Origin of the sequence: Streptomyces sp. NPDC051041, assembly GCF_044456065.1 — a bacterium.
In the GTDB taxonomy this organism is placed as follows: domain Bacteria; phylum Actinomycetota; class Actinomycetes; order Streptomycetales; family Streptomycetaceae; genus Streptomyces; species Streptomyces glaucus.
The window spans coordinates 66,495-88,477 of sequence record NZ_JBITFM010000015.1 but is presented as its reverse complement, the minus strand read 5'-3'; the positions used below and the strand labels follow the sequence as shown (position 1 = coordinate 88,477).

The following is a 21,983-nucleotide window of genomic DNA, read 5'->3' as shown; positions in this document are numbered from 1 at the left end:
CCTCTGCCGGAGACGGTTCTCTTGGCCGAGAAGCCGTCTGCCGGAGCTTCACCCGCCTGCCGGCTCAACCGTCGAGCCCGCCCGTTAGGCTGGAACGGCCGGCGCGCAGGCCACAGGGAGGAACGAGTTGTTACATTGTGAAGCGGTCGGCAAACGTCACGGCAGAGGGCGGTGGATCCTCCGCGACGTGGACATGGAGGTCGCGGCCGGTGACGTCCTCGCGGTGGTGGGCGGCAACGGTTCCGGAAAGTCGACCTTGCTGAAGATCCTCGTCGGGCTGTCCCAGCCCACCTCCGGAAGCGTGTCGGGCCGGCCGTCGCACATCGGTTACGTACCGGACCGCTTCACCGCCCACGACCGCATCTCGGCGATCTCCTATCTCACCCACATGGGGCGCATCCGCGGCCTGTCGGCCTCCGCCGCCCGTGCCCGAGGCAATCACCTGCTGGAGCGGCTGTCCCTGGTGGGAGGGCGGAACGCGCCGCTGCGCACCCTGTCGAAGGGCAACGCGCAGAAGGTGGCGCTCGCCCAGGCTCTGCTCGTCCGGCCCGACCTGCTGGTCCTGGACGAACCCTGGTCGGGTCTGGACACCTCGGCCCACGGAGTCCTCTCCGAGTTCATCGACGAAACGGCCGCACAGGGCGGCGCGGTGGTCTTCACCGACCACCGCGAGGCAATCACCGAAACGCACGCCGGCGGCGTCTACGTCATCAGCGGCGGCCGGATCACCTTGCACGGCAGCCGGCACGCCGGGGATCGGGCATCGATGGTCGAGCTGGTCCTGACGGCGCCGCCCACCGGCGTCGTGCCGGTCGAGACGAACTGGTCGGCGCTGCCGGGTGTGGTGGACTCCGTCCTACGCGGCGGAGAGGTCGTCCTGCGGGTGACGCGGGAGCACTCGGACGCCGTACTGCTGACGGCACTGCGGCATCGGTGGTCGGTGGCGGACCTCACCGGACCCGTGGGTGGACGCGATCACCGGTTCGATGCGCGGAGGGCCGCCCGGTGATCGCCCTGGTCCGCTACCTGTCCACGGCGCTGCTGCTCTCCCAGCGCCACCTCGCGCCGCTGCTGCTGTTCGTCGGTCTGGTGGCCGTGCTGACCAGCAGCGACGCCGGCCCGCTCACCGCGACCTACGCCTCGGTGGCCGGGGTCATGCTGCCGTGCTCGGCCTGGCTGACCGTGGCACTGATCGGTCTCGAGGATCAGCCGCACCGCTCGATCGTCGTCGTCAGCGCCGGCAGCCACCTACGCGTTCTGCTCGCGACGGTCGGGACGGCCGCCGTATGGTGCCTGCTGCTGACGGTCGCCGGCCTGGTGCTGCCGTTGATGTCCGGAACCCGCACACCCGGCCTCGCGGACCTGGCACTGGGAACCGAGGCCCAACTCACCTGCGCTTTCACCGGCATGGCTATCGGACTGGTCAGCTCACGGCTGGTGTTCCGACGGCAGGGCTACGCGCTCGTCCTGACCCTGGTGCTCCTGCTGGCCGTGCTGCTGGGCAAAGGCGTCTCCCCGGTCAACATCATGCTCACCCACCTGCAGAACGCGCCGGACTCGGCGGATGCCCTGGTGCCCACGAGTGCCCTGCTCGCCGTCGCCGCAGGCTTCCTGGTGGTCGGCGCGGCCATCACACAGGCGATCACCCGCAGAAACGCATGAGCCGTGCGCCGGTGTGCCCGAACCGGCGCGGAGCAGGTCGGCAAAGGCTCAGGGCCCAACATCATGGGAAAGGTTCGAGCAGCGCAACACGGTCGAACGATGCATCAGCCGGCTTGAGCAACGGCGTGACCTGGCCATGGGGGCGGACAAGCTCGCCATCGTGTACCGGGCCGCACCCCATGCGCCGCCATCCCCCTCCGGGCGCGGTGCCGACCGAGCGGGACGTCCATCAGCTGTCGTGGAAGAAGAGCTCGAGATCCTCCATGGACCCTGGACCGGTCAGGAATCCCTCCGCCTGGGCGATCTCCTTCTCCGGTGGTACCCGATGCTCTCGAAGAAGCTGTGTCATCCACTTCTCGCCCTGCTCGCCGATCGCATAGATGCCGGACAGCAGTTCGGCCATACCCGCAGGGTGCTGCGGACTGCGCCCGACGACAGGCTGGAGTTCCCAGCCCCCTGCTCGGGCGGCAAGCCGGAGTACCCCAGCCCAATTGGCGATCCGCCCGATACGTACGTGCCACGAGTCCTCGGTGAACGGAGCCAGTCGGCCGCCGTGCAGAGCATCGGTCGCGGCCATGATGTCCGCCACCACCTGCCGTTCCACGGGATCACGAACCCAGCGCCCCTCCTGCGCCTCCTCGACAGCGGCCGACCACCACTCCCATGCGCCGTCCAGCCGGGCCATGAATGTGTCCACCCCGACAGAATCTCACGCGTATGACTGTGAACCGTCAGGTGGAGGCCGATGCTCCAAGAACCGACGGATCAAAGCGACACGCTTCAGTCGCGGACCTTCCTGGAACGGCGGGCGGAGTGCCGTCGACCGCGAGGCGGACCCTGCGGTCGACGTGGCCGGCCGGCCGGTCCGGGAAGCGGCACCTCACCTCGGCGGTGAAGCGCTCGGTGAGGACCGTGAAGTGCGTCCGGCCCTTGGTGCCGACCGCCGGCACGGCGCTCACCGGGAACCGGTTCCCGCTGTGCCGCACCACGGGCGTTCTGCCCCTCTCACCCCAGGTGCGGCCGGTAACCCGGTCGGAGCGGATGCCGGCCCGGCCGGCGAGGAGGATCCCGCCGCCGTCCTTCCTCGCCCGCGCGTGGATCTCCGTCCAGGTCTCCCGGTGCCGGCGCGCCACGGCCTGCGGGTCCTGTTCGACAGCCCGTTCGTCGGGGCGCTGGAAGCTCGAGTACAACCCTTCGGATGCGCTGTGGGTCTCATCAGGCGTCCGAAACGTTACGGACTGTCCGGCAGTTGCCGCTTCGGGCGGCGGGGACCCGTGCTGACCACGCACACCCTCTTCGGGCGTCCCCCGTTCCGGACCAGGTGCCGTGACCACAGTCAGGGGGAATTCATCGCATGCGTTACCTGAAAACCGCCATCGCCTCGCTCGCCTGTTCCTTCGTGCTCGTTCCGGCCGGGATGGCCTCCGCGGGGACCGGCCCGGCCCCCGCGCCGGCCGCACGCGGCACTTCGGCCGCGTCCACCGCACCGTCCCCGGCCGGGAACCCGGCGAGCCCGCGGGCGCGGGCCGCTGGGGTGTGCGCGGACGCATACCAGATCGGAAGCACCGGGTACGTCACGCGCAGCGGCAGGACGATCGCCTCCGTCAAGCAGTTCTACTCGCCGTCCTGCGCCGAGAACTACGGCTACGTCTGGGTCTGGCAGAGCTTCCGTGAGGTCGCCGGAGACTACGACGTGACCGCCGCCGTTTACAGCTATGCGCAGGACGAGGTCCTGGGCGAGCGTTCCTGGACCGACTCCACCGCCCAGGAGTTCTGGTCCAGCGGGACCGGCACGGTCGCCGAGTGCACGGCCGCTGTGGGCTCCGTACGGGGCGCCGGCGATCCCGCACCCGTTGCGGGCTACTCCAGCAAGCGCTGCTGACGCATGGTGACGGCGGCGGCAGGTCGCGGAAGCCGGATCCGCGCCTGTGGCGCCGCCGTTCACCCCGGTCCCCATTCCGCCGAGGCACCGACCTCTTGCCGTGGGCATGGCGGCCGTCTGGATCGTGGCCGCAGACCCGAGAAGGGAGAGAACAGACGTTTCCGGCGTTATCGCTCCAAGGCGAGGACGGCTGCGGCGACCGACGACAGGCGGCTCGGGCTGCAGCGGGCCCTGCGGAGGATCCGCCAGGACGTCAGTCCCGCGACACTCCGCTCGACCGGTGCGCGTGCCGCTGACAGCGCCCGGTGGGCCGTCGGAGCCCTGGACGACGGCGTGAGCGCGACGCTCACCCTCCAGGCCGGGGCCACCGTCACCGGCCCCGTCACCACTGCCGGCGGTGGCATGGCCGTACCGGGCCGCGGTGATCGCACCGTGCCGTCGTAGCCGCACCGAGGAATTCCCGGCCGTGCCGTACGGCGGCCCGTACGGTGGCTGCATGAGCGATGCCGGAACCCCGGGCGGTGCTCCCGCCGACCTCGTCGTCACCGGGTGCGCGGTCCTGGTGCACGACGGCGCGGAACGGATCGGATTCCGCGAGGACGCCGCGGTCGTCGTCCGCGCCGGGCTGATCGACGCGGTCACCACGGCCGCCGCCGCGCGGGACGTGCCGGCCGTGACGCGGATCGAGGCACCCGGACAGATCGCGCTGCCCGGTCTGATCAACTGCCACACGCACGCCCCGATGGTGGCCCTGCGCGGGCTCGCCGAGGACCTGCCGACGCAGGAGTGGTTCAACGACGTCGTCTGGCCCGTCGAGACCAACCTCACCGAACGGGACGTGGAACTGGGCGCGCGGCTCGCCTGCGCCGAGATGATCCGGGGCGGGGTGACCTGCTTCGCCGACCACTACTTCCACATGGACACGGTCGCCGACGTCGTCGCCGAGTGCGGGCTGCGCGCCCACCTCGGCCAGGCGTACTTCTCCGGCCAGGGGCCCCGGGGCCGGGAGGCGTCGCTGGAGTTCGCGCTCCGCCGGCGCGGCACCGCCGACGGCCGCATCACCACCGCGCTCGCCCCGCACGCCCCGTACACCGTCACCGACGCCGACCTCGCCGCCACCGCCGACCTCGCCCGCACGCACGGCCTGCCCGTCCACATCCACGCCGCCGAGAACCGCGACCAGACCGCCACCAGCCTGGCCCGGCACGGCCGCACCCCCATCGAGATCCTGGACCGCACCGGCCTGCTCGACACCGACCTGCTCATCGCCCACGGCACCGGCATCCTGGAGCGGGACCTGCCGCTGCTCGAACGCACGGAGGGCCGCACGGCGGTGGCCACCGCGCCCCGCGGCTATCTGAAGTTCGCCTGGCCGGCCACCACTCCGGTCCGGGCCCTGCGCGCGGCCGGCGTCCCCGTCGGCCTCGCCACGGACGGCGCCGCCTCCAACAACTCCCTCGACGTGTGGGAGACCATGGCGCTCACCTCCCTGGTCCAGAAGTCCGCCGAGGGCGACCCGCGCTGGCTGACCGCCCGCCAGGCCCTGCACCACGCCACCTCGCAGAGCGCCCGCGCGGTCGGCCTCGGGGACCGGATCGGCTCCCTCGCGCCCGGCCGACGCGCCGACCTCGTCCTCGTCGACCTCACCGGCCCGCACACCCAGCCGGTCCACGACCTCGCCGCCACCTTGGTGCACAGCGCCCGCGCGGCCGACGTGCGCACGACGGTCGTCGACGGCCGCGTCCTGATGCGGGACCGCGTCCTGCTCACCCTCGACGTGCAGGCCGTCGTACGGGAACTGACGGACCGGCTGCCCGGACTGACCGCGCGCGACCACGGACGGCGCATCCAGGAGTACGACACCTGACCCGGCCGCCCACCGGGACCCGGGTGCCGTCCCTTCCCCGGCCGCGACAGCATCTCGGAGGACGCCGGTTCGAATCCGGCCGCCCCGCCCCCTTCGACCAGGCCCGCATCCGCCGACCCGGGCCGCGGCCCGGGTCGGCGGCCCGCCGCATCGGGCGCGCCTTCCGGAAAACCTGCCGGCTGGACCGTGCCCGCCTCGCCCACGGTGCCTGCCGCGGCGCTGCCGGGAGCGGGTGCCGCAGGTGGGCGGGCCCCGGGGTGACGTCAGCGGTACAGCGGCCCTGTGGTTCTCCCCAGGGGGAGAACTGAGGGCGGCAGGCTGTCCGGGGCCTGCCGCCCATCGGCAGCCTTGATCCATGCCTGTCTCGCACAGATCACATCGACTGCACCGGTTGCTGCTGCTCCTGCTGGCGCTGGCGCTCGAAGCCGGCACGCTGACGGCCGTCGCCGGGCCGGCGCACGCGAACGCGGCGACCGCCACCGATCCGGTGCGCGAACTGGCGCGCGTCGCGCAGCGGCTGCGCACCACGGAGCCCGGCGCCCCCGGCAGCGATCTGCGCCCGCTCGGCCGCATGATCGGCTCGGCGAAGATCGTCGGGTTGGGCGAGGCCACGCACAGCTCCCGGCAGTTCTTCACGACGAAGCACCGCGTCTTCCGGTACCTCGTGGAGGAGAAGGGCTTCACCACGTTCGCGCTGGAGGCGCCCTGGTCCACCGGCCTGGTCCTCAACGACTACGTGTTGTACGGGAAGGGCGACCCGGAGAAGATCATGCGGGAGGAGTTCCAGAGCTCGTACCGGATCTGGAACACCCACGAGTATCTCGACCTGCTGAGGTGGATGCGCGCCCACAACGTCCGCCACCCCGACCGCCCCGTGCAGTTCATGGGGGAGGACAACGGCTACGCGGGACCCGGGCTCTTCGACGAGGTCACGGACTACGTGTCCGCGCACCACCCGGAGCTGCTGCCGGAGTTCCGCCGCCTTTACCGCGAACTCCGGCCGACCGGGAGCGTGGCGGAGACCGTCGACGAGAACCTGGCCAAGCCCGTCGCCGAGCGCGAACGGGCGGCCGCGGACGCGCGGCGCGCCTACGAGCTGCTGCGGGCGCAGGGGCCGGACGGGGACCGGCAGGCTTACGCGTGGGTCCTCCAGCACGCCAGGGCCATCTCCCAGACCGCCACCCTCTACGCGTACTACGACTTCTCCGACCCGGAGAAGATCGCTCGGGCCATGCTCCACCGCGACCAGGTCATGGCGGAGAACACCGTGTGGTGGCAGCGGCACACCGGCCACCGGATGCTGCTGTCGGCCCACAACGGCCATGTCTCCTACGAGTCCGACCACCCCGAGCAGTATCCGAAGACCCAGGGGGAGTTCATACGCCAGATGGTCGGGGCCGAGTACACGAACATCGGCTACACCTTCGGGCAGGGCTCCTTCAACGCGATGGACCTCACGGATCCGCAGGAGCCCTACCGCCGTTTCTCCGTGGGGCCGCTGGGCGCCGGCAGCAACGAGGAGGTGCTGGAGCGGGTCTCGCGCCGGGACTACTACGTCGACCTGCGAGCTGTGCCCGAGCCGGCCCGGGGCTGGCTGACGGCGAAGCGCCCGACCCGCTCCATAGGGAACGCCTGGCCGGAGGACCCCTACCGAACCTCGCTCGGGCGCCAGTACGACGTGCTGATACACCTTCATCGCGTCACGGCCGCGGATCTGCTCCCCACGATCCGGGACCGGAAGCCCGGGCATGCACGGCGGGGCGTCACCGGCGCCGGGTGAGGGGCGGGACGGATGTGCCGCCCTTCGGCGGAGGAGCCGACCGCCGGCGGGTGGCCGTCCCCCTTCCGCCACCGACGCGGACCCTCCGCGGCACGGGCCGGCGAGGACGTCGTGGGCGCCGGCGCGGCGCCGCACGGCATGCGGTACGCCCTGGCGTGCCTCCTCGCCGGCCCGTACTGCCGGGCCGCCCGCCCGGTGCCGTCCCAGAGCGGCTCGAAGACACCGGACGCGCCACCCGATCGGGTTGTGGCGGATGGGCGTGGCGCAGGTGACGTCGACGCGCAGGTCGGCGCGCGCGAGGGCGCCCTCGGGGGCACCGCGGGTGGGCTCGTTGGGCGCGGACGTCTCCCCGGGCTCCTCCTCGGGCGGGGGGATCCAGGCGTCGTCCATGGCGTCTTCGAGGACCGTCCGGACGGGCCGGGCGTCATGAGAGACCCTCACGGTCGTCCCCGTCCTGGCCGGGCCTGCTCCAGGGGCCCGGCCAGGACGGGGACGACCGGCAGGCCGCTGTGGCGGATCTCCGCGTCCCGCAACGGGAGGAAGCGCCTGACCAGCGGATGCGGTTTTGGGACTCACCGAATGGGATCGGCTCCTATGACCGTCGGCGGACGGTGCGGAGTCCCGGTGCCGTGATCCGAAGCGGCCGTCAGGGCGCCTCGAACCGCAGCGGGTTGGGCAGCTCGCCCCACAGGTCCCCGGCCGTCCCCGGTGACAGCCGCATCAGCGTCAGCGCCTTCACCGGCAGCGGTTCACCGAGGAGCGCCGCCAGGTCCGAGGTACGCGGCAGGTCCCGTACGGCCGTCTCCAGCGCCTCGCGCAGCGCCGCGCCGGAAGCCGCAGTGGCGGCCAGCGCGCCGCCCACCAACGACCCGAACAGTTTGCGGCGCAGGGCCCGGTCGTCGTCCGCGACGATCCGCCGCGGCAGATCCGGCGCGGTGATCCCGTGCCGGGCGAGGCGGGCCGGACCGACGCGGATGTCGGCCAGATCGCGGTAGACCAGGCACCGGGGGGCGTCCGTCCGGTCCAGCACGACCAGCAGGTTCTGGCCGTGCGCCTCCAGGGCCACGCCCATCTCCAGCAGACGCAGCCCGACCGTCAGGGCGAGCCGGGTGAACGCGGCCAGCCAGGCGGGGGAGCCGGGCAGTCCGGTGGCGGGAAGCGCGGCCACCGGCAGCACACGCTCCCCCCGTGCCGCGTACGCCGCCGGTGACTCGCGCACCACCGCCGCCAGGTCGGGCGAGCCGTCCGTGGCGGCGCCCAGGGCACGCGTCACGTGCAGCAGCCCGCCCATGCGCGCAGCCAGGTCCTCCCCGAACGCCGACAGGGCCGCGGCGGCGACCACGGAGCCGACGGACATGTCCCGCACGAAGGAGGTCAGCCGGGCGCTCAGCGCGGTCTTGACATGCGGCCCGCCGGGCAGGGCCAGGGTGCGCAGGGACATCAGCGGATGCGCGGGAAGCCGGGCCTCGCACGGCCGCTCCAGCACATGCGCAGCCTGCCACGGGTGCACCGGCACCAGCACGTACTCCCCGTCCCGCAGCCCCTCCGGCCACACACCGGCCACCAGGCACGAAGCCGCCGGGACCGGCACGAGCCCCAGTCCCACCACGGGCCGGTGCTCCGGCGCGTAGGCGAGCTGCTCGGCCACCGAGAAACCGGGCCGCGTCCGGCAGTTGGGATGGAAGGGATGCCCGTCCACCACCCACTGCTCCGCTTCCCAGTCGTGCCGCGGCCACCCGCCCGGCTGATCCGCGGGTGCGGCCCGGTCCCCGTCCTGCCCGGCCCGTGCCAGCGCCAACGAGGCCACGCTGTGGCCCAGTTCGGCGGCGTAGCCGGTTCCGTGCGGCACGGCGAGGTCCGCCGTCAGCCGCGCCGGATCACCGTACGGCACGCCGTCGAGACGGACCTCGCCGACGTACGCGTCGGTGCGGTAGGGATCGGCTGCCGGGCCGTGCAGCGTGCGCCCGTCCCGCAGACGCAGGACGAGCTCGTCCCGGCCCGGCTCGCGCTCCCGGACCCAGGGCAGCGGCTCGTGGGCGAGCGCCCGCCACAGCCGGGTCAGCACGGCCGCGCGGGCGCCGGGCAGTTCGGCCGCGTACCGGGGGAGAAGTCCAGGGCGTACGGCGGCCAGCTCGTCGGCGACCTCGGCCTCGACGGCGGGGAGACGGTGCACGGGCGGGCTCCTCGGGTATGGACAGGGCGTCACGACGCCGGGGACGACGTCATACATACCGGCCGTACCCGCCCGGGGACAGACCGTAGGAAACGAGTGGAGCGCGTGGATCCCCCGCCCCGCCCACCGACGGCCCGCCCGTCCACGGGGACGGCCGGGCCGACGAGCGGGCCCGCGACCCCCGGCCGCGCGGACGCCGGGGGCGCACGCCCTTCCCGGCGCGGCCCACGGCCGCGATCCGCACGGTGTACGCGGGACACGGCTCACCGCAGGACGCCGGCGGCGCGTGCGGCGGCCAGCCAGCCGGGGAATTCCTGCAGGAGCCGGTCGAAGAGTTGGTGGTCGGGGATGGCCTGCGGAGTGCGGCCGGCGTGGAAGAAGCCGGCGTTGTCGACGACGCGACAGTCCGGGACGGCGAGGGCGTCCAGCTTGCGCAGGAATGCGAACTCGTTGTCGTCGGGGTCGCCGAAGCCGATGAACTGCCAGAACAAGGGAAGGCGAGCGGCTTTGCACAGGTAGCGCTCGGCCGCCGACTTGCTGGTGGGGCCGCCGTCGGTCTGGAAGACGACCAGGGCGGGGCAGCGGCTGCCGGATTCCGTGTAGTGGTCGATGACCTCGTCCATGGCCCAGTGGTAGTTGGTGCGTCCCATGCGACCGAGGTTCTCGTGCAGTTCGTTGATGTGGCCGCGGTGCCCGCCGAGCGTCAGCTCCGTGGATCCGTCGACGTCGGTGGAGAAGAACACCACCGGAACGGTGCCGTCGTCGTCGAGGTGGGCCGACAGGGACAGAACCTGTTCGGCCAGGTGCTGCATGGTGCCGTTGCGGTAGTAGGGCCGCATCGACCCGGAGCGGTCCAGCACGAGATACACCGCAGCCCGCACGTCCTCCAGCCCATGCCTGCGCACGCCGGCACCCGCCGCCTTGTACAGACTGACCAGATCAGGTGCCTTCTCCTGTACCTTGGCCAGACTGATGGCCGCGGCACGCTCCATGCCGTTCGTCGAAATCATTCCTCCATGGTGACGCCCCGCTTCCGGGCCGGTGCGGTGTCTGCCCACGGAAGGCGCTCGCCGCCGCGGGGCGCGGCACCACCCTCGCGGTCCGGAGGCACACCCCGCCCCGGCCGGGGTGCGGAGCGAGCACGCACCGCGCGCCGTCGCCGAGAAGACGGCTGCCGCACTCGATGAGGACCAGGAGCCCGAGCCCGATGAGCCCCTGATGCGGCAGCCGGTCCGGAAGCGGCCCCGGAAGCCGGAACCGAGGGCGGCCGAGCAGGGGGAGCCGCGCGAGCAGCGGCGGCGGCTCCGGGACACCGGACGTCGCCGCCTCGCCGCCGGGCAGTCGCGCCGGCCCCGGTCCCGGCGGAACCGGATCGGCGACGCGGCCGCGCGCCGCGACGCCCGCGCCCTGTCCCGGGCGCGGCACTCAGGCGCCCGGCCGTGGTGACGCTCCCGCGCATCGCCCACCCGATGGCTTCCTCGGCGAATGGGCGGGCTCAGGAGCCGACGAGCTCGTCGAGCAGAGCAAAGACCAGCGCGTCAAACGTGTGGGCGGCATCGCTGTACGTGTTCACCATCATCACCACCGCCGTCCCGCTCTTCCGTTCGAAGGCCGCACAGGTGCTGAAGCCGTAGGTGCCGCCGTTGTGCCAGGTCATCGTCCGGCCGTCGGACAGCGTGCCGAAGTGCCAGCCGAGCCCCAGCCGCAGACCTGTGGCGGGGTCGGTGAAGTGGTGACGCTGGGTCAGCTCGATCGCGTCCCGCAGCGGCGAGCGCTCCGGGCGCACCTGGGCGTCCAGGTACCGGAGCATGTCGTCGACGGTGCTGTACATCGAGGTGCCCGCACCGCTGAGGACGCGGTCACGCCAGTCGGGAACCACCTCCCCGGCCATATGGCCGATGGCCTTGCGGGAAGCCATGTCCGGCCGCAGGACCGTGGTCGTGTCCGACAGGCCCAGCGGCGCTGTCACCCGGCGCCGCAGCATCGCGTCCACGCCGTCGAAGGCCAGTGCCTGGCCGAGCAGCCCGAAACCCAGGTTGGAGTATGTGTACGCGCTGCCCGGCTCGTCACCCAGCGGGGTCCGGCGCAGACCGGCGGCCAGGTCCTCCAGCGTGTAGTGCGCGTACGGGTTGTACGGGTCCGCCTCCTCCAGGAGGTTGACGGGAAGGCTGGGCAGGCCGGAGGAGTGGGTCGCCAGGTCGCGCAGGGTGATCCGCCGGGTCTCCCCGCGCGGGACGGTGAACCCGGGGGGCAGGCTGAGCGGCGTGGACAGGCGCACCCGGCCCGCACCCACTGCGCGCGCCAGCGCGGTGGCGGTGAGCGTCTTGCCGATCGAGCCGAGCTGGAACACGGTTGCGCCATCGGGGGCGGGGCCCTCCTGGCCGGCGCCGGCCACATACCGACGCCCACCGCGGATGACACCGAACACCGCGCTCGGGGCGCCGGCGGCCAGGGCACGGTCGAGGTAGGGCCGCACCAGCGCGGCCAGACCGTCCCCGGACGCCACGGCCCTGCCCGGTATCAGTGCCACGCCGGCCGCGGCCGCCGCCGTACCCAGTAACCTTCGTCGGTCCATGTCCCGCTCCTCGGCTCGGTAGGGGGTGCGAATGCGCACGCCGACGTCGAGTGAAGCGGCATCAGCCGTCAACATCAACAGTCACCTCGCGGGCGACCGCACGCGGTGGATCACGGCCCACCGCACCGGCACCGCTCCTGACGGCAGCGCAGACGTCCACGGCCCGGGTTCGTCCGCGCATTCGGTGACGGCCCGCCGTCGGCGTCGCCGCGGGCAGGGAACCGGACCGGCGGGACGCGGCCCACGGGGAGAAACGGCCGCGCCGGCGGGGCAGCGATTCCTCGGGTGGTGGAGTTCCGTATCCGTCGCCACCGACCACTCCCCACGCCGCACCGGCACCGCCATGATGGGAGCGCTCCCATGTCATCGCACGCGCAGAACTCCCGACTCCGGAAGGACCGCCCATGCGCACCGCTCCCCACCTCACCCGGCGGGCCCTGCTCGCGGCCGCCGCCGCGAGCGTCACCACGGGCATCGCCACCGCCGCGGCCGCTCCCTCCCAGACGTCCGCCGCCCCCCGCTCCCTGCCGGCCGCCGCCTTCGCCGGGTTCCGCACGGCGGGCCGGGTCAAGAGGGCGGCCGACGGCTCGGTGCAGTACACCTGGCCCGGCATCGCCTTCGAAGGCCGGTTCCGCGGCACCGGCGTCGGGATCGCCCTCGACGACTCCGTCAACGACTACGACATCCAGATCGACGGCACGACCGTCGGCACACTGGTGACCCCCGGGCGCACCACGTCCTGGGTCAAGGACCTCACCGACACCGAGCACACCGTACGGCTCGTCAAGCGGACGGAGAGCCCGTGGGCCGTCGGCCGCTTCGGCGGGTTCCTCGCCGCTCGGGGAGGAAAGATCCTCCCCGCCCCCGCCGCGCGGAGCAGGCAGATCGAGTTCATCGGCGACTCCTTCACCGCCGGGTACGGCAACGCCTCGGGCACACGCGACTGCTCCGCCAACGGAGGGGTCGACCGCAACAGCAACGCCGACCTCGCCTTCGGCCCCCTCACCGCCCGCAAGCTCGACGCCGACTACCAGCAGAACGCCTTCTCCGGCCGCGGCATGGTCCGCAACTACAACGGCGGCGACCCCGGCACCGACTACCGCACCTACTACGACCGGGCCCTGCTGAACGTCGACGGCGACGTCTGGCGCAAACCGCGCGACTGGCGCCCGCAGGTCGTCGTCATCGGCCTCGGCATCAACGACTTCTCGACCCCGCTCCACCCGGGCGAGCCGTGGACCACGCAAAGCGAACTGATCACCGCCTACACGAACGCCTACCACGGCTTCCTCGACAAGCTGCGGACCCGCTACGGAAGCAGGACGTTCCTGGTGGTCAGCGCCACCCTGGTCGCCGGCACCGCCTTCGCCGAAACCGCCCGCGACATCGTCAGGGAGCGCAACGCCCAAGGGGACGACCGGGTCAGCTACTGGTACTACGACGACCCCGGCCTGGACCGGCTCGGCTGCGACTGGCACCCCTCGCTCCACGACCACCGGATCATCTCCGGCCTGCTCGACCAGCACCTCGCCACCCTGCCGCTGGACTGGTGACCGGCAGGACGGCCCGGGCCGGGCAGGGCCCGGGTCGTCCACCGCGGAACGACACGACGACTGTCCGTCTCCGTGGCCGGCGGACTTCGAACAGGGCCCGGCTTTGTTCACGAGTCGCAGGTTCCGGCACGGATCCCGGGGACCGGTCGCGGAGGGCCACCGCGGTGTTCGACCGTGGGGACCGCGCTTGCGGGACGGATCACGAGATCCGACGGGAGCACGAGTCCGGCTCCGGCTGCCGCTGAGGCCGGGGCGTCGGTGACGAGCGGCGGGCCACGTGCCCTGGGGCTCGGCGTAGTGCCCAGGTCGCGCCCGCTGTCATCGGTCCCGTCGCACCGCACCGGACGCTGGGCGAGGCCGTGCGCCGTCGCGGTGTCCTCCTCGTGACGCTGCAACGGCCCGCACGAGTTCTCGTACGCGGTCGCGGTCGGGAGCCATGCTGTCGGAAAAAATCTCCGCCGGACCGAACCGTTCCCGGGCGCTGCGCATCTTCAGGTGCGTAAGCGCGCACTGACCTCGCGCGCCGATCCGTATTCAAGGGGGATCCGAAACATGAAGAGCAAGCTGACCGCCGTGGCCCTTGCGTCCGTCGTCGTCGCCGGTGCTGCCGCTGCCGCCGTCCCGGCCTCGGCCGCCTCCGCCAAGGCCGAGCCGACCCGCTGCCACACCGCCGACCTGGAGGCCGGCTTCGCCATGGGGGATGACGCGAAGCCGGAGATGGAGCAGACCGAGAAGCAGACCCAGGCGTACATCTGGTTCACCAACCGGAGCGAGCGCACCTGCACCCTGTCCGGCTTCGCCGGTGTCGACATGATCGGCGCTCAGAAGACCGACGGCACCTGGTCGCTGGCGCGCTCCTCCAAGAAGCCCGTGAAGATGACCCTGGAGCAGGGGGACACGGTGGACTTCAGCATCACCCTGCTCCCGGTGGCCGGGTCCACGCCGCAGAAGGAGAAGTTCGTTCCGGCGAAGTTCCTGGTCACCCCGCCGAACGAGACGGAGCACTTCACCCTGAAGTGGCCGTTCGGCGGCCAGATCCTCAAGCAGGACGGTGCCACCCGCCCGGCTACCTACCTCAACCCGATCGGGATGTAACCGGCTGTTCCCTGTTCACGCGTGGCCGGTCTGCTTCGAACGGGGTGCTGGTTCCGGTGAGTCGGCCGGTGTGGACTCCTCCTTCTGCCCGGTCCATCAGCACGCGGCAGGCGCTCGCTCGCGCCTGCCGCGAGTGCCCGGCCGACGAAGGACGCCGGTCCGGCACCGACCGGACGAGGCCCTGGGCCGATCAAGGGGCGGGCTGACCTGCGAGATCCATCTGGCAGGTGAGGGCGGACTTCGGGTCACGTCCGCTGGAGTGGTGCATCGACGGCCACTCGGTGATCCCGTTTCGAGGCCGTGCGGCGAGTTCGACGGGCGGGGCGGTGCCGTCGGTTTCCGGCTCGATCGGATGGAGCCGGGCCTCGGCGGGAAGTTCGCGGCCCATGGAGCGGCGGACTTCGGTCCACTCGTCGTTCCGCTCGGCCAGGACCGCCCCGACGAGTCGGACGGACGCGGGGCGGTACGCCGGCGGCCCCCGGAGCGGACGAGCGGGCAGGACTCGTACGGGCGTCAGCTCCAGACCTGCCGTTCCTCGCTGCGGGGGTCGTCGATCTGGGACCACTCGGCGTCGATGCGCATCGTGGCCCTGCGTTCGGTGTCGTACGGGTCCCAGCCGGGGTCGCCGGTGGTGGCGAACCGGATCCAGGTCTCGTGCACGCGGGCCGCGAGATCCACGGGGGGCCTGCCAGGGCCGAGCAGGGCGGTGGGGCCGAGCAGCTGCGGCAGGTGCGCGAGGTCGAAGACGAAGGGCAGCTCGACCGCGTGCGCGGCGCCGAGTTCCCCGCCCAGGGCGTGCGAGCGCCAGGCGAACTCGTAGGCGAAGGTCGCGGACTTGGGTTGGGCGGCGTGGGCGGCGGCCAGCGCCCTGCTGCCCGCGCCGAACAGCGCGTCGGTCATGATGGCGGAGCGCAGCTCGCCGTGGGACGCCTCGGGGCGTGTCCCGCGGTACGTCTCGACGAGCTGCGCCGGGTCGGGGTGCGCGCGGGCCGCGGTGTCGTACACGTCCTCGGCGGTCGAGGTGGCGTACTCGCCCACGGGGACCAGGTAGAGGTGTCCCTCTTCGGTGTTGGTGCCGATGAGCAGGTCGACGCCGGAGCCGTGTCCGGCGGTGACGGCTTCGGCGGGCTGGGTGTCCAGGACCAGGCTGAAGGGGCTGAGGCCGATCAGCGGGTCGCGGTGGGTGGCGGTCCGCAGGTCGATGCCCGCGAGCTTGGAGGCGGCCTCCACCAGACGCTCGTCGGAGATCTTCGCGAAGGCCTCCACGTGCGGCTCGACGCCCAGGACCTCGGCGGCCGCGGAGGTGACCCGGGCGGCTTGCTCGGTGGTGAACGCGCCCAGGCCGCTGCCGCTTTGCACGATCGCCCTGCGGAACAGGTTCTCGGCCGCCGCGGTGGCCAGGACGCCGCCGACGAGGGTGGCCCCGGCCGACTGGCCGAAGAGCGTGACGTTGTCCGGGGCACCGCCGAACGCGGCGATGTTCTCCCGCACCCAGCGCAGCGCGGCGACGACGTCGAGCAGACCGCGGTTGGCGGGGGCCCCGGGCAGGTCGAGGAAACCGGCGATGCCGAGCCGGTAGTTGAGGGTGACGAGGACGACGCCGTCACGGGCGAAGGCGGAACCGTCGTACAGCGCGGCCCGGGTCGAGCCTGCGACGAATCCGCCGCCGTGCACGAACACCATGACCGGCAGGCCGCCCCGTGCGGCGACGGGCGCCCACACGTTGACGGTGAGGTAGTCCTCGCCGCGGCTCCAGCCGGTGCCGAAGTAGGGGACCATGTCGATGCTGCCGAGCCGGCGCTCGGACCGCGGTGCGTCGGGGCCGGGCGCGGTGGCCTCCCGTACGCCGTCCCACGGCTCGTGCGGCTGCGGCGGCGCGAACCGGCCGGCGCCCAGGGGAGGAGCGGCGTAGGGGATGTTCAGGAAGGCGGCGGTGCCGTCGTCCTGGCGCAGACCGCGGACGGCTCCCTGCGCGGTGGTCACGACGGGGCCGGGGTGGTGGCTCATCTCTGGCGCCTTTCCGCGGACTTCAGCCCTGCTCGGTGTACTCGGTGTACGGGGTGAAGGGCGCCCAGCCCTTGACGGCGAAGGCGCTCCCCTCGCGTACGACTTCGGCGGCGCCGTGGCCGCCCAGGTGGGCCGGGATCAGCAGAGCGTTGTTGTCGGCCGCCCAGCCCAGCACCTTGCGGCGGGTGGCGCGGGCTTCGGCCGGGTTCTCGCAGAAGCAGCTGTTGACGTCCGGCTCCAGGATCTGCACCGGGCTGTGCAGCATGTCGCCGACGAACACCGCGCGGTCCGTGCCGGAGGTGAGGGTCAGCACGGAGTTGCCCGGCGTGTGCCCGGGGGCGGTCTCCAGGCGCAGGTTCGCATCGATCCGGTGGCTGTCCTCCCACAGCAGGGTCAGGCCGGCCCGGTGCACTGGGGCGACGCTGTCCTCGAAGACGTTCTGGTTGCCGCGGCCGAGCTTCGACTGGTGGCCGTTCTCGGGGTTCCAGAAGTCGAAGTCGTCCTTCGGCATCAGGTAGGTGGCATTGGGGAAGGTGGGCACCCAGTGCCGGCCGTGCAGGCAGGTGTTCCAGCCGACGTGATCGATGTGGAGATGCGTGTTGATCACGATGTCCACGTCCTCCGGCCGGACACCGGCCCGGGCCAGACCGGCCAGGAAATCCGTCCTGAGGTGGCTCCAGACCGGGGCGTAGGGACGCTCCTTGTGGTTGCCCACACCGGTGTCGACCAGGATCGTCCTGCCCTCGCTGCGCAGCAGCCAGGTCTGGACCGCCGCGTTCACGATGTTGGTCCCGGAATCCAGGAAGTGCGGGACCAGCCAGTCGGCGCCGGTCTCCCAGACCTCCTTCGAGCTTTCCGGCAAGAAGGTGTCGGGCGTCATGTCGACGGGGCCGAAGTACTCCCGCACCCGGGTGATGGAGACATTGCCGAGGGTGATCTGTTCCATGGGACGTCCTTGGAGTTCGGAGGATCTGCTCAGCCGTGCGAGCGGCCCTGGCGGGCCCGGTGTCCGTCAGGTGACTCGACCTGTGTGCACAGCCCTGAGCCCGGGGTGTTTCCTCTTGCGGCCGGGGGAGAAGGCGAGGCCGCTCCCGTTCCGGGCTCCCTTCCTGGATGCCTCGTCGGCGCATGTGTGGCGGCCCCGTCGCGGTCAGCGGGCCGGAGCCGGATGCGCATCGACCGGTCGCCGGCCGGTTCGTGGACGAGGGCGGGCGCGGCGTCGGCCCGAGTGCGCCTGGTGAAGGCGAAGCCGGCCGCAGCCAGGGCCTCGGTGGGACCGTTCCCGGTGGTGGCAGTGGTCAAGGCGGCCTCCTGGGCGAATGCGGGGCACCGGATCGGACGCCTTCGACTTCACCCAGGACGCGGGCGCGGAACCAGACCCGCTCTTTCCTATCCACAACTGGGTCAGGCTCGGTGCCGCGAGACGGCCCATACTCGAAACCATGGACGCAAGGACGCAGCTCGGGGACTTCCTGCTGGCGCGGCGCTCCCAACTGCGCCCGCAGGACATCGGGATGCCCACCTACGGGGAACGCCGGCGTGTGCCGGGGCTTCGGCGCGAGGAACTGGCGCTGCTGGCGGGGGTGAGCACCTCCTACTACACGCGGCTGGAGCAGGGGCAGTCGCTGAGCGCATCGCCCGAGGTGCTGGACGCGATCGCCGAGGCGCTGCGGCTGGACGAGTCCGAGCGGCGGTACCTGCACGACCTGGCCCGGGTGGGCAGGCAGCGCACCCGGGGCCGGCGTCCGGCCCCGGAACGGGTCCCGGAGGCGACACGTCAGTTCCTGGACGCGCTCGGCGACGTTCCCGCGATCGTGCTCGGCCGGCGCAGCGACGTGCTGGCGTGGAACCGGCTGGGCCATGCGCTGTTCGCCGGGCATCTGGACTTCGGCGCCCCCGACCGGCCGGCGCAGCGTCCCAACATGGCCCGGCTGGTGTTCCTCGACGGCCATACCCGTGACCTGTACGCGGACTGGCCGAGCAAGGCCAGGGCCATGGTCGGCAATCTGCGCCTGGTGGCGGCCCAGCACCCGGAGGACGCGGCACTGCATGCGCTCCTGGGTGAACTGTCGGCGAAGAGCCCCGAGTTCGCCTCGATGTGGGCCGACCACCGGGTCAAGGCCTGCACCGCCACCGACTACGAGATGCGCCATCCGCTGGTCGGGCCGCTGACCGTCATCCAGCAGGCCATGAGCAGCGGGCGAGGCCCCACCGTCGTGGTCGCCACCGCAGAGGCGGGCTCGCCGTCGCAGGCCGCTCTCGCCCTGCTCGCCCAGGCCACCGGCCGGGGTGCCGCGCGGGCCGATCCGTCCTCCGACGCGGCACAGCCACGGTCCCGCACCGGCAGGGCCTGACACCCGCACCGCCACCGGGCGCCGCCTCGACGCACCGGCGCCCGTCCCCTGCCCCGCCCCGCCCCGCCCCGCCTCAAGGCTCGCGCGACACGGACGGCGGGTCGGCGGCGGAGGCGGTCAGTCCGCCCACGGTCCGTGTCGGCGGGGCGGCCTCCAGGCGCTCGTCCACCTCGGCCGCGATCAGCAGCCCGTCTCCCGCACCCGGCCGTAGGGGGACGCGGCCCGGCGCCGGTGGAGGTCGTGCGCCGAAGCTCCCGCAAGCGCGGACAGCCGGTCCCCCGCGAGGCCGGCCGGACCCGCGGGCACTTCCCGGCCGAGGCTGCCGCCCGCGAGTGCGTGTACACGACGCTGATGAGCCCGGACCCGACAGGCAAGGGCCGCAAGCGGTGGACCGTGCGCTGGAAGGCGCCGCTGAACGCCCTCCAGATCGCCTTCGAGGGCCGCCTCACCCCGGCCGACCACTGACCACTTCGACAACCAAGATCAGCCGTTGGATCGGCACACCCGGTCACCGGCCCCCGGCCGAGACGCCGGCGGAGTACACGGGCTGCGACAACGGCACCGGGGCGAGAGGGCCCCGGCCGCCGCTCGGCCGGGGCCCCTCGAGGCGGCGGGTGCCGGTCGGCGGGTGGGAGCGCCCACTCCGCGAACCGCTCGGCCACACGCCTGCGGACCGCACCGCATCACGGGCGCGGTGGAGCGGGAAGGTCAGCGCCGCAGGGTGAGGACGCCCGGCCGCCACGGCAGTCGGTTGTAGTCGCCGCCCGCGGTGGGGGACTTGCCCTGGTAGAGGAACTGCAGGTTGCAGGGGTCGACGGTCATGGTCTGGTCGGGGTTGTCGCGGACCAGGTCACCGTGGCTGATGTCGTTGGTCCAGGTGGCGCCGCTGTTGGCCTTGCCCGCGAAGGGGTTGCTCTCGGTGGCGGCCTGCGGGGTCCACGTGCCGTTCAGACTGGAGGCGGTGAAGGAGCGGAAGTAGCGCCCGTTCGCGCCCATCGCCTCGACGATCATCAGGTACTGGTTCTGGCCCTTGACCTTGTAGACCTGTACGCCCTCGAAGAGGTTGGCCTTGGTGTCGCTCATGATCGTCGTGTACGACGAGCCGAAGTTGCCCGGGAAGTTCCCGATCGGCATGCTCGCCCGGTAGATCTTGCCGTTGTCACCGGCGAAGAACAGGTACATGTTCTGGCCGTCGGCGATCAGGGTCTGGTCGATCGGGCCGGTGTCGGAGCCGGAGATGCTCCCGGTGAACAGCGGCTGCGGAGCGGACCAGCCGTTGGGGTCGGTGGGGTCGCTCGACGTGCGGTAGATGAAGGGCCACGCACCCCACTGGTACGCCAGCACCCAGATGTTCTTGGGCGCGAAGTAGAACAGCGTGGGCGCCACCGCGGCCTGGTTCATCCCGGTCTGGCGGGCCGACGCCATGTCCGACCAGTTCGTGAAGGGGCTGAACATCATCGAGCCGTACGTCGATCCCGACACGTTCGACGCGTAGACCAGGTGCTTGCCGTTGTGCTTCACGACGGTGAAGTCCTTCACCGCGGCCCACCCGTTCGCCGGCTGCGCCAGCACACCCGTCGACGACCACCGGTACGTCGACGGCAGGGAACAGGTGCCGTCCGTCGGCGGCGTCCCGGTCAGGCCGGTCCACTTCTGGTTGCTGCCGCCGTTGCACGTCCCGATCTGCACCGCCGTGCCGTTGGCCGTGCCGGCGCCCGCGGTCTCCAGGCACAGCCCGGACTCCACGCCGACGACCGTGCCGTCGGAGTTGACCCGCCACTGCTGGTTCGCACCGCCGGAACAGGTCCAGATCTGCACCCGGGTACCGGACGCGGTGGCGTGGCCCGGAACGTCCAGGCACGCGTTGCCGTACACGGTGAGCTGGTTGCCGTCCGTCAGCGTCCACTGCTGGTTGGTCCCGCCCCAGCAGTCGTGGATCTGCAGATACGTGCCGTTGGTCTGACTGGCGCCCGGCACATCGAGACACCGGTTCGAACCGACACCGCGCAAGGCGCCGGTGGAAGCCGCCTGAGCCGGGGTGGCGACGAGCATCGCCGCCAACGCGGCCAGGACCGCGACCGCGGCGGCGAGCGCCGCAGACGAGTGCCTGCGACTGGAACTTCCTCTGTGCATGGGGACTTCCTCAACCTCGAGTGGGCGGTTCCGGTCGGCCTCGTCGGAGGCTGTCCGGACGGTCGGTGCGGTGCGCAGCGTCCCGTGAGCGCCGCGGCGGACCGCTGGTGGCTTCCCGGTCCTTCGCGGCCTTCGGAAAGACCGGTGGCGCCCGGCGACTCGGGCGGCACGGACGCCAGGTGCGGAGGTTCGGACGGCCGGGCGCCCGGGTGGCACGGCCGAAGAGGGCAACGACAAAGGATTGGCGAGGTCATGACATATGCATACGGCACGGCTCCTTGCGGCTCTGCGTCAGGGCGCTGCGACCCGGAGTTGCCCTGCTGGATGAGGGAGCGACTCGGTGTGTTCGCAGTATCGAACAAATGTCGAAGTGTCGAGCAACCTGAATGATAGGGAACCGATGAAGGGCGTCAACACCTCTCGCACGTATCGCCGTCGAGCCCGAAACATTCGAAAGAATCCGCACACGGAACGTCACATCCGCACACCAATCCCGGCTTCGCCCCTACGGTGCCCGCCGGCCACGGCACCCGAGGTCCATCACCCGCCTTGCCGCGACCTCGAAAGTTTCGAAGAGGGAACGGAAACTTTTTCCGCGAGGAGTATTGACGATGCGTCGTCAACACCTCGATCATTCCTGTCTGAGAAACCGGCCGTAGCCAGATATTTCGAGCCGCACCACCCCTGGCAGTCCGTGCCGCACGGCAGGTTCACGCACCACCGCACCGCGCATCCGCGCACCCAAGCACCCGCGCCACCCCGTTTCGTTCCGGTGAGGTTCGCACCCGCGCATCCTGGCTCTTCCACAGTGGGAGAGGTACGCGACGTCGCGTGGTGGTCCCCCGGCCGAGCCGCGACGGAGTACCCCGTGCCTGTGTCGAAGACCGTCCCGTCCCATGACC

At 72.0% G+C, this 21,983-nt stretch carries 18 protein-coding genes and 2 pseudogenes; 11 read left to right on the top strand and 9 right to left on the bottom strand.

Going from position 1 to position 21,983, the window contains the following annotated elements:
- The first annotated feature begins 187 nt into the window (after positions 1 to 187).
- On the top strand, positions 188 to 1,009 hold the full coding sequence (locus ACIBAI_RS22005) for an ATP-binding cassette domain-containing protein (RefSeq protein WP_399036605.1): 822 nt from the start codon (positions 188 to 190) through the stop codon (positions 1,007 to 1,009).
- Entirely contained in the window at positions 1,006 to 1,662 is a 657-nt protein-coding gene (locus tag ACIBAI_RS22000) for a hypothetical protein (protein ID WP_399036603.1), read from the top strand. Before ACIBAI_RS22005 ends, ACIBAI_RS22000 begins: the two co-directional genes overlap by 4 nt.
- A 229-nt stretch (positions 1,663 to 1,891) precedes the next feature.
- Here the strand turns inward: ACIBAI_RS22000 and ACIBAI_RS21995 are convergent, their stop codons facing one another.
- The gene (locus ACIBAI_RS21995) at positions 1,892 to 2,347 is read right to left on the bottom strand and encodes a hypothetical protein (RefSeq protein ID WP_399036601.1); all 456 of its coding nucleotides are present in this window, start codon (positions 2,345 to 2,347) and stop codon (positions 1,892 to 1,894) included.
- 46 nt (positions 2,348 to 2,393) lie between these two features.
- Positions 2,394 to 2,795: a hypothetical protein gene (locus tag ACIBAI_RS21990; protein ID WP_399036599.1), complete on the bottom strand. Its 402-nt coding sequence runs from the start codon at positions 2,793 to 2,795 to the stop codon at positions 2,394 to 2,396.
- 221 nt (positions 2,796 to 3,016) lie between these two features.
- Between ACIBAI_RS21990 and ACIBAI_RS21985 the strand changes: the two genes are divergently transcribed.
- On the top strand, positions 3,017 to 3,544 hold the full coding sequence (locus ACIBAI_RS21985; protein WP_399036598.1) for a hypothetical protein: 528 nt from the start codon (positions 3,017 to 3,019) through the stop codon (positions 3,542 to 3,544).
- A gap of 167 nt (positions 3,545 to 3,711) precedes the next feature.
- On the opposite strand, the pseudogene ACIBAI_RS21980 reads toward ACIBAI_RS21985, so the two are convergent.
- Positions 3,712 to 3,882, bottom strand: a pseudogene (locus ACIBAI_RS21980) (IS5/IS1182 family transposase); the annotation flags it as partial.
- A 158-nt stretch (positions 3,883 to 4,040) separates the two neighbouring features.
- Here ACIBAI_RS21980 and ACIBAI_RS21975 point away from each other — a divergent pair.
- Together ACIBAI_RS21975 and ACIBAI_RS21970 are read left to right on the top strand one after the other, a co-directional pair.
- Entirely contained in the window at positions 4,041 to 5,411 is a 1,371-nt protein-coding gene (locus ACIBAI_RS21975; protein ID WP_399036597.1) for an amidohydrolase, read from the top strand.
- Positions 5,412 to 5,766: 355 nt separating this feature from the next.
- Complete coding sequence (locus tag ACIBAI_RS21970; protein WP_399036595.1) at positions 5,767 to 7,191, top strand: erythromycin esterase family protein; 1,425 nt, start codon at positions 5,767 to 5,769, stop codon at positions 7,189 to 7,191.
- A 646-nt stretch (positions 7,192 to 7,837) separates the two neighbouring features.
- Here the strand turns inward: ACIBAI_RS21970 and ACIBAI_RS21965 are convergent.
- Both ACIBAI_RS21965 and ACIBAI_RS21960 read right to left on the bottom strand, forming a co-directional pair.
- On the bottom strand, positions 7,838 to 9,364 hold the full coding sequence (locus tag ACIBAI_RS21965) for an IucA/IucC family protein (RefSeq protein ID WP_399036594.1): 1,527 nt from the start codon (positions 9,362 to 9,364) through the stop codon (positions 7,838 to 7,840).
- Between the two features lie 263 nt (positions 9,365 to 9,627).
- Positions 9,628 to 10,374, bottom strand: a complete 747-nt coding sequence (locus tag ACIBAI_RS21960) for a vWA domain-containing protein (RefSeq protein ID WP_399036593.1) — start codon at positions 10,372 to 10,374, stop codon at positions 9,628 to 9,630.
- A 118-nt stretch (positions 10,375 to 10,492) separates the two neighbouring features.
- Between ACIBAI_RS21960 and ACIBAI_RS21955 the strand changes: the two genes are divergently transcribed.
- Entirely contained in the window at positions 10,493 to 10,810 is a 318-nt protein-coding gene (locus ACIBAI_RS21955; protein WP_399036592.1) for a hypothetical protein, read from the top strand.
- A 49-nt stretch (positions 10,811 to 10,859) separates the two neighbouring features.
- On the opposite strand, the gene ACIBAI_RS21950 is transcribed toward ACIBAI_RS21955, so the two are convergent.
- A complete protein-coding gene (locus tag ACIBAI_RS21950; protein WP_399036590.1) occupies positions 10,860 to 11,939 on the bottom strand; it encodes a serine hydrolase domain-containing protein in 1,080 nt (359 codons plus the stop codon).
- 404 nt (positions 11,940 to 12,343) lie between these two features.
- Between ACIBAI_RS21950 and ACIBAI_RS21945 the strand changes: the two genes are divergently transcribed.
- The 3 genes and pseudogenes from ACIBAI_RS21945 to ACIBAI_RS21935 all read left to right on the top strand — a co-directional run.
- Positions 12,344 to 13,492 carry an SGNH/GDSL hydrolase family protein gene (locus tag ACIBAI_RS21945; protein WP_399036589.1) on the top strand — a complete coding sequence of 383 codons (1,149 nt, stop codon included), beginning with the start codon at positions 12,344 to 12,346 and terminating at the stop codon, positions 13,490 to 13,492.
- Positions 13,493 to 14,044: 552 nt separating this feature from the next.
- Positions 14,045 to 14,587, top strand: coding sequence for a DUF4232 domain-containing protein (locus tag ACIBAI_RS21940; protein ID WP_399036587.1), 543 nt, complete (start codon positions 14,045 to 14,047; stop codon positions 14,585 to 14,587).
- A 70-nt stretch (positions 14,588 to 14,657) separates the two neighbouring features.
- Positions 14,658 to 14,831 (top strand): annotated as a pseudogene (locus ACIBAI_RS21935) (IS5/IS1182 family transposase); the annotation flags it as partial.
- A 269-nt stretch (positions 14,832 to 15,100) separates the two neighbouring features.
- On the opposite strand, the gene ACIBAI_RS21930 reads toward ACIBAI_RS21935, so the two are convergent.
- Both ACIBAI_RS21930 and ACIBAI_RS21925 read right to left on the bottom strand, forming a co-directional pair.
- The gene (locus tag ACIBAI_RS21930; RefSeq protein WP_399036585.1) at positions 15,101 to 16,594 is read right to left on the bottom strand and encodes a carboxylesterase/lipase family protein; all 1,494 of its coding nucleotides are present in this window, start codon (positions 16,592 to 16,594) and stop codon (positions 15,101 to 15,103) included.
- 22 nt (positions 16,595 to 16,616) lie between these two features.
- Positions 16,617 to 17,540 carry an MBL fold metallo-hydrolase gene (locus ACIBAI_RS21925; RefSeq protein ID WP_399036583.1) on the bottom strand — a complete coding sequence of 308 codons (924 nt, stop codon included), beginning with the start codon at positions 17,538 to 17,540 and terminating at the stop codon, positions 16,617 to 16,619.
- Positions 17,541 to 18,036: 496 nt separating this feature from the next.
- Between ACIBAI_RS21925 and ACIBAI_RS21920 the strand changes: the two genes are divergently transcribed.
- Together ACIBAI_RS21920 and ACIBAI_RS21915 are read left to right on the top strand one after the other, a co-directional pair.
- Entirely contained in the window at positions 18,037 to 18,948 is a 912-nt protein-coding gene (locus ACIBAI_RS21920) for a helix-turn-helix domain-containing protein (RefSeq protein WP_399036581.1), read from the top strand.
- 240 nt (positions 18,949 to 19,188) lie between these two features.
- Complete coding sequence (locus ACIBAI_RS21915; RefSeq protein ID WP_399036580.1) at positions 19,189 to 19,413, top strand: hypothetical protein; 225 nt, start codon at positions 19,189 to 19,191, stop codon at positions 19,411 to 19,413.
- Positions 19,414 to 19,656: 243 nt separating this feature from the next.
- On the opposite strand, the gene ACIBAI_RS21910 is transcribed toward ACIBAI_RS21915, so the two are convergent.
- Entirely contained in the window at positions 19,657 to 21,081 is a 1,425-nt protein-coding gene (locus ACIBAI_RS21910; protein ID WP_399036578.1) for a non-reducing end alpha-L-arabinofuranosidase family hydrolase, read from the bottom strand.
- Between the last annotated feature and the right edge of the window lie 902 nt (positions 21,082 to 21,983).

What these genes read in the sequence shown, in the direction of transcription:
- ACIBAI_RS21995 (WP_399036601.1), bottom strand. Translation starts at nt 2,347, where the DNA reads ATGGCCCGGCTGGACGGCGCATGGGAGTGGTGGTCGGCCGCTGTCGAG.
- ACIBAI_RS21985 (WP_399036598.1), top strand. Translation starts at nt 3,017, where the DNA reads ATGCGTTACCTGAAAACCGCCATCGCCTCGCTCGCCTGTTCCTTCGTG.
- ACIBAI_RS21975 (WP_399036597.1), top strand. Translation starts at nt 4,041, where the DNA reads ATGAGCGATGCCGGAACCCCGGGCGGTGCTCCCGCCGACCTCGTCGTC.
- ACIBAI_RS21970 (WP_399036595.1), top strand. Translation starts at nt 5,767, where the DNA reads ATGCCTGTCTCGCACAGATCACATCGACTGCACCGGTTGCTGCTGCTC.
- ACIBAI_RS21960 (WP_399036593.1), bottom strand. Translation starts at nt 10,374, where the DNA reads ATGATTTCGACGAACGGCATGGAGCGTGCCGCGGCCATCAGTCTGGCC.
- ACIBAI_RS21950 (WP_399036590.1), bottom strand. Translation starts at nt 11,939, where the DNA reads ATGGACCGACGAAGGTTACTGGGTACGGCGGCGGCCGCGGCCGGCGTG.
- ACIBAI_RS21945 (WP_399036589.1), top strand. Translation starts at nt 12,344, where the DNA reads ATGCGCACCGCTCCCCACCTCACCCGGCGGGCCCTGCTCGCGGCCGCC.
- ACIBAI_RS21940 (WP_399036587.1), top strand. Translation starts at nt 14,045, where the DNA reads ATGAAGAGCAAGCTGACCGCCGTGGCCCTTGCGTCCGTCGTCGTCGCC.
- ACIBAI_RS21930 (WP_399036585.1), bottom strand. Translation starts at nt 16,594, where the DNA reads ATGAGCCACCACCCCGGCCCCGTCGTGACCACCGCGCAGGGAGCCGTC.
- ACIBAI_RS21925 (WP_399036583.1), bottom strand. Translation starts at nt 17,540, where the DNA reads ATGGAACAGATCACCCTCGGCAATGTCTCCATCACCCGGGTGCGGGAG.
- ACIBAI_RS21920 (WP_399036581.1), top strand. Translation starts at nt 18,037, where the DNA reads ATGGACGCAAGGACGCAGCTCGGGGACTTCCTGCTGGCGCGGCGCTCC.
- ACIBAI_RS21910 (WP_399036578.1), bottom strand. Translation starts at nt 21,081, where the DNA reads ATGCACAGAGGAAGTTCCAGTCGCAGGCACTCGTCTGCGGCGCTCGCC.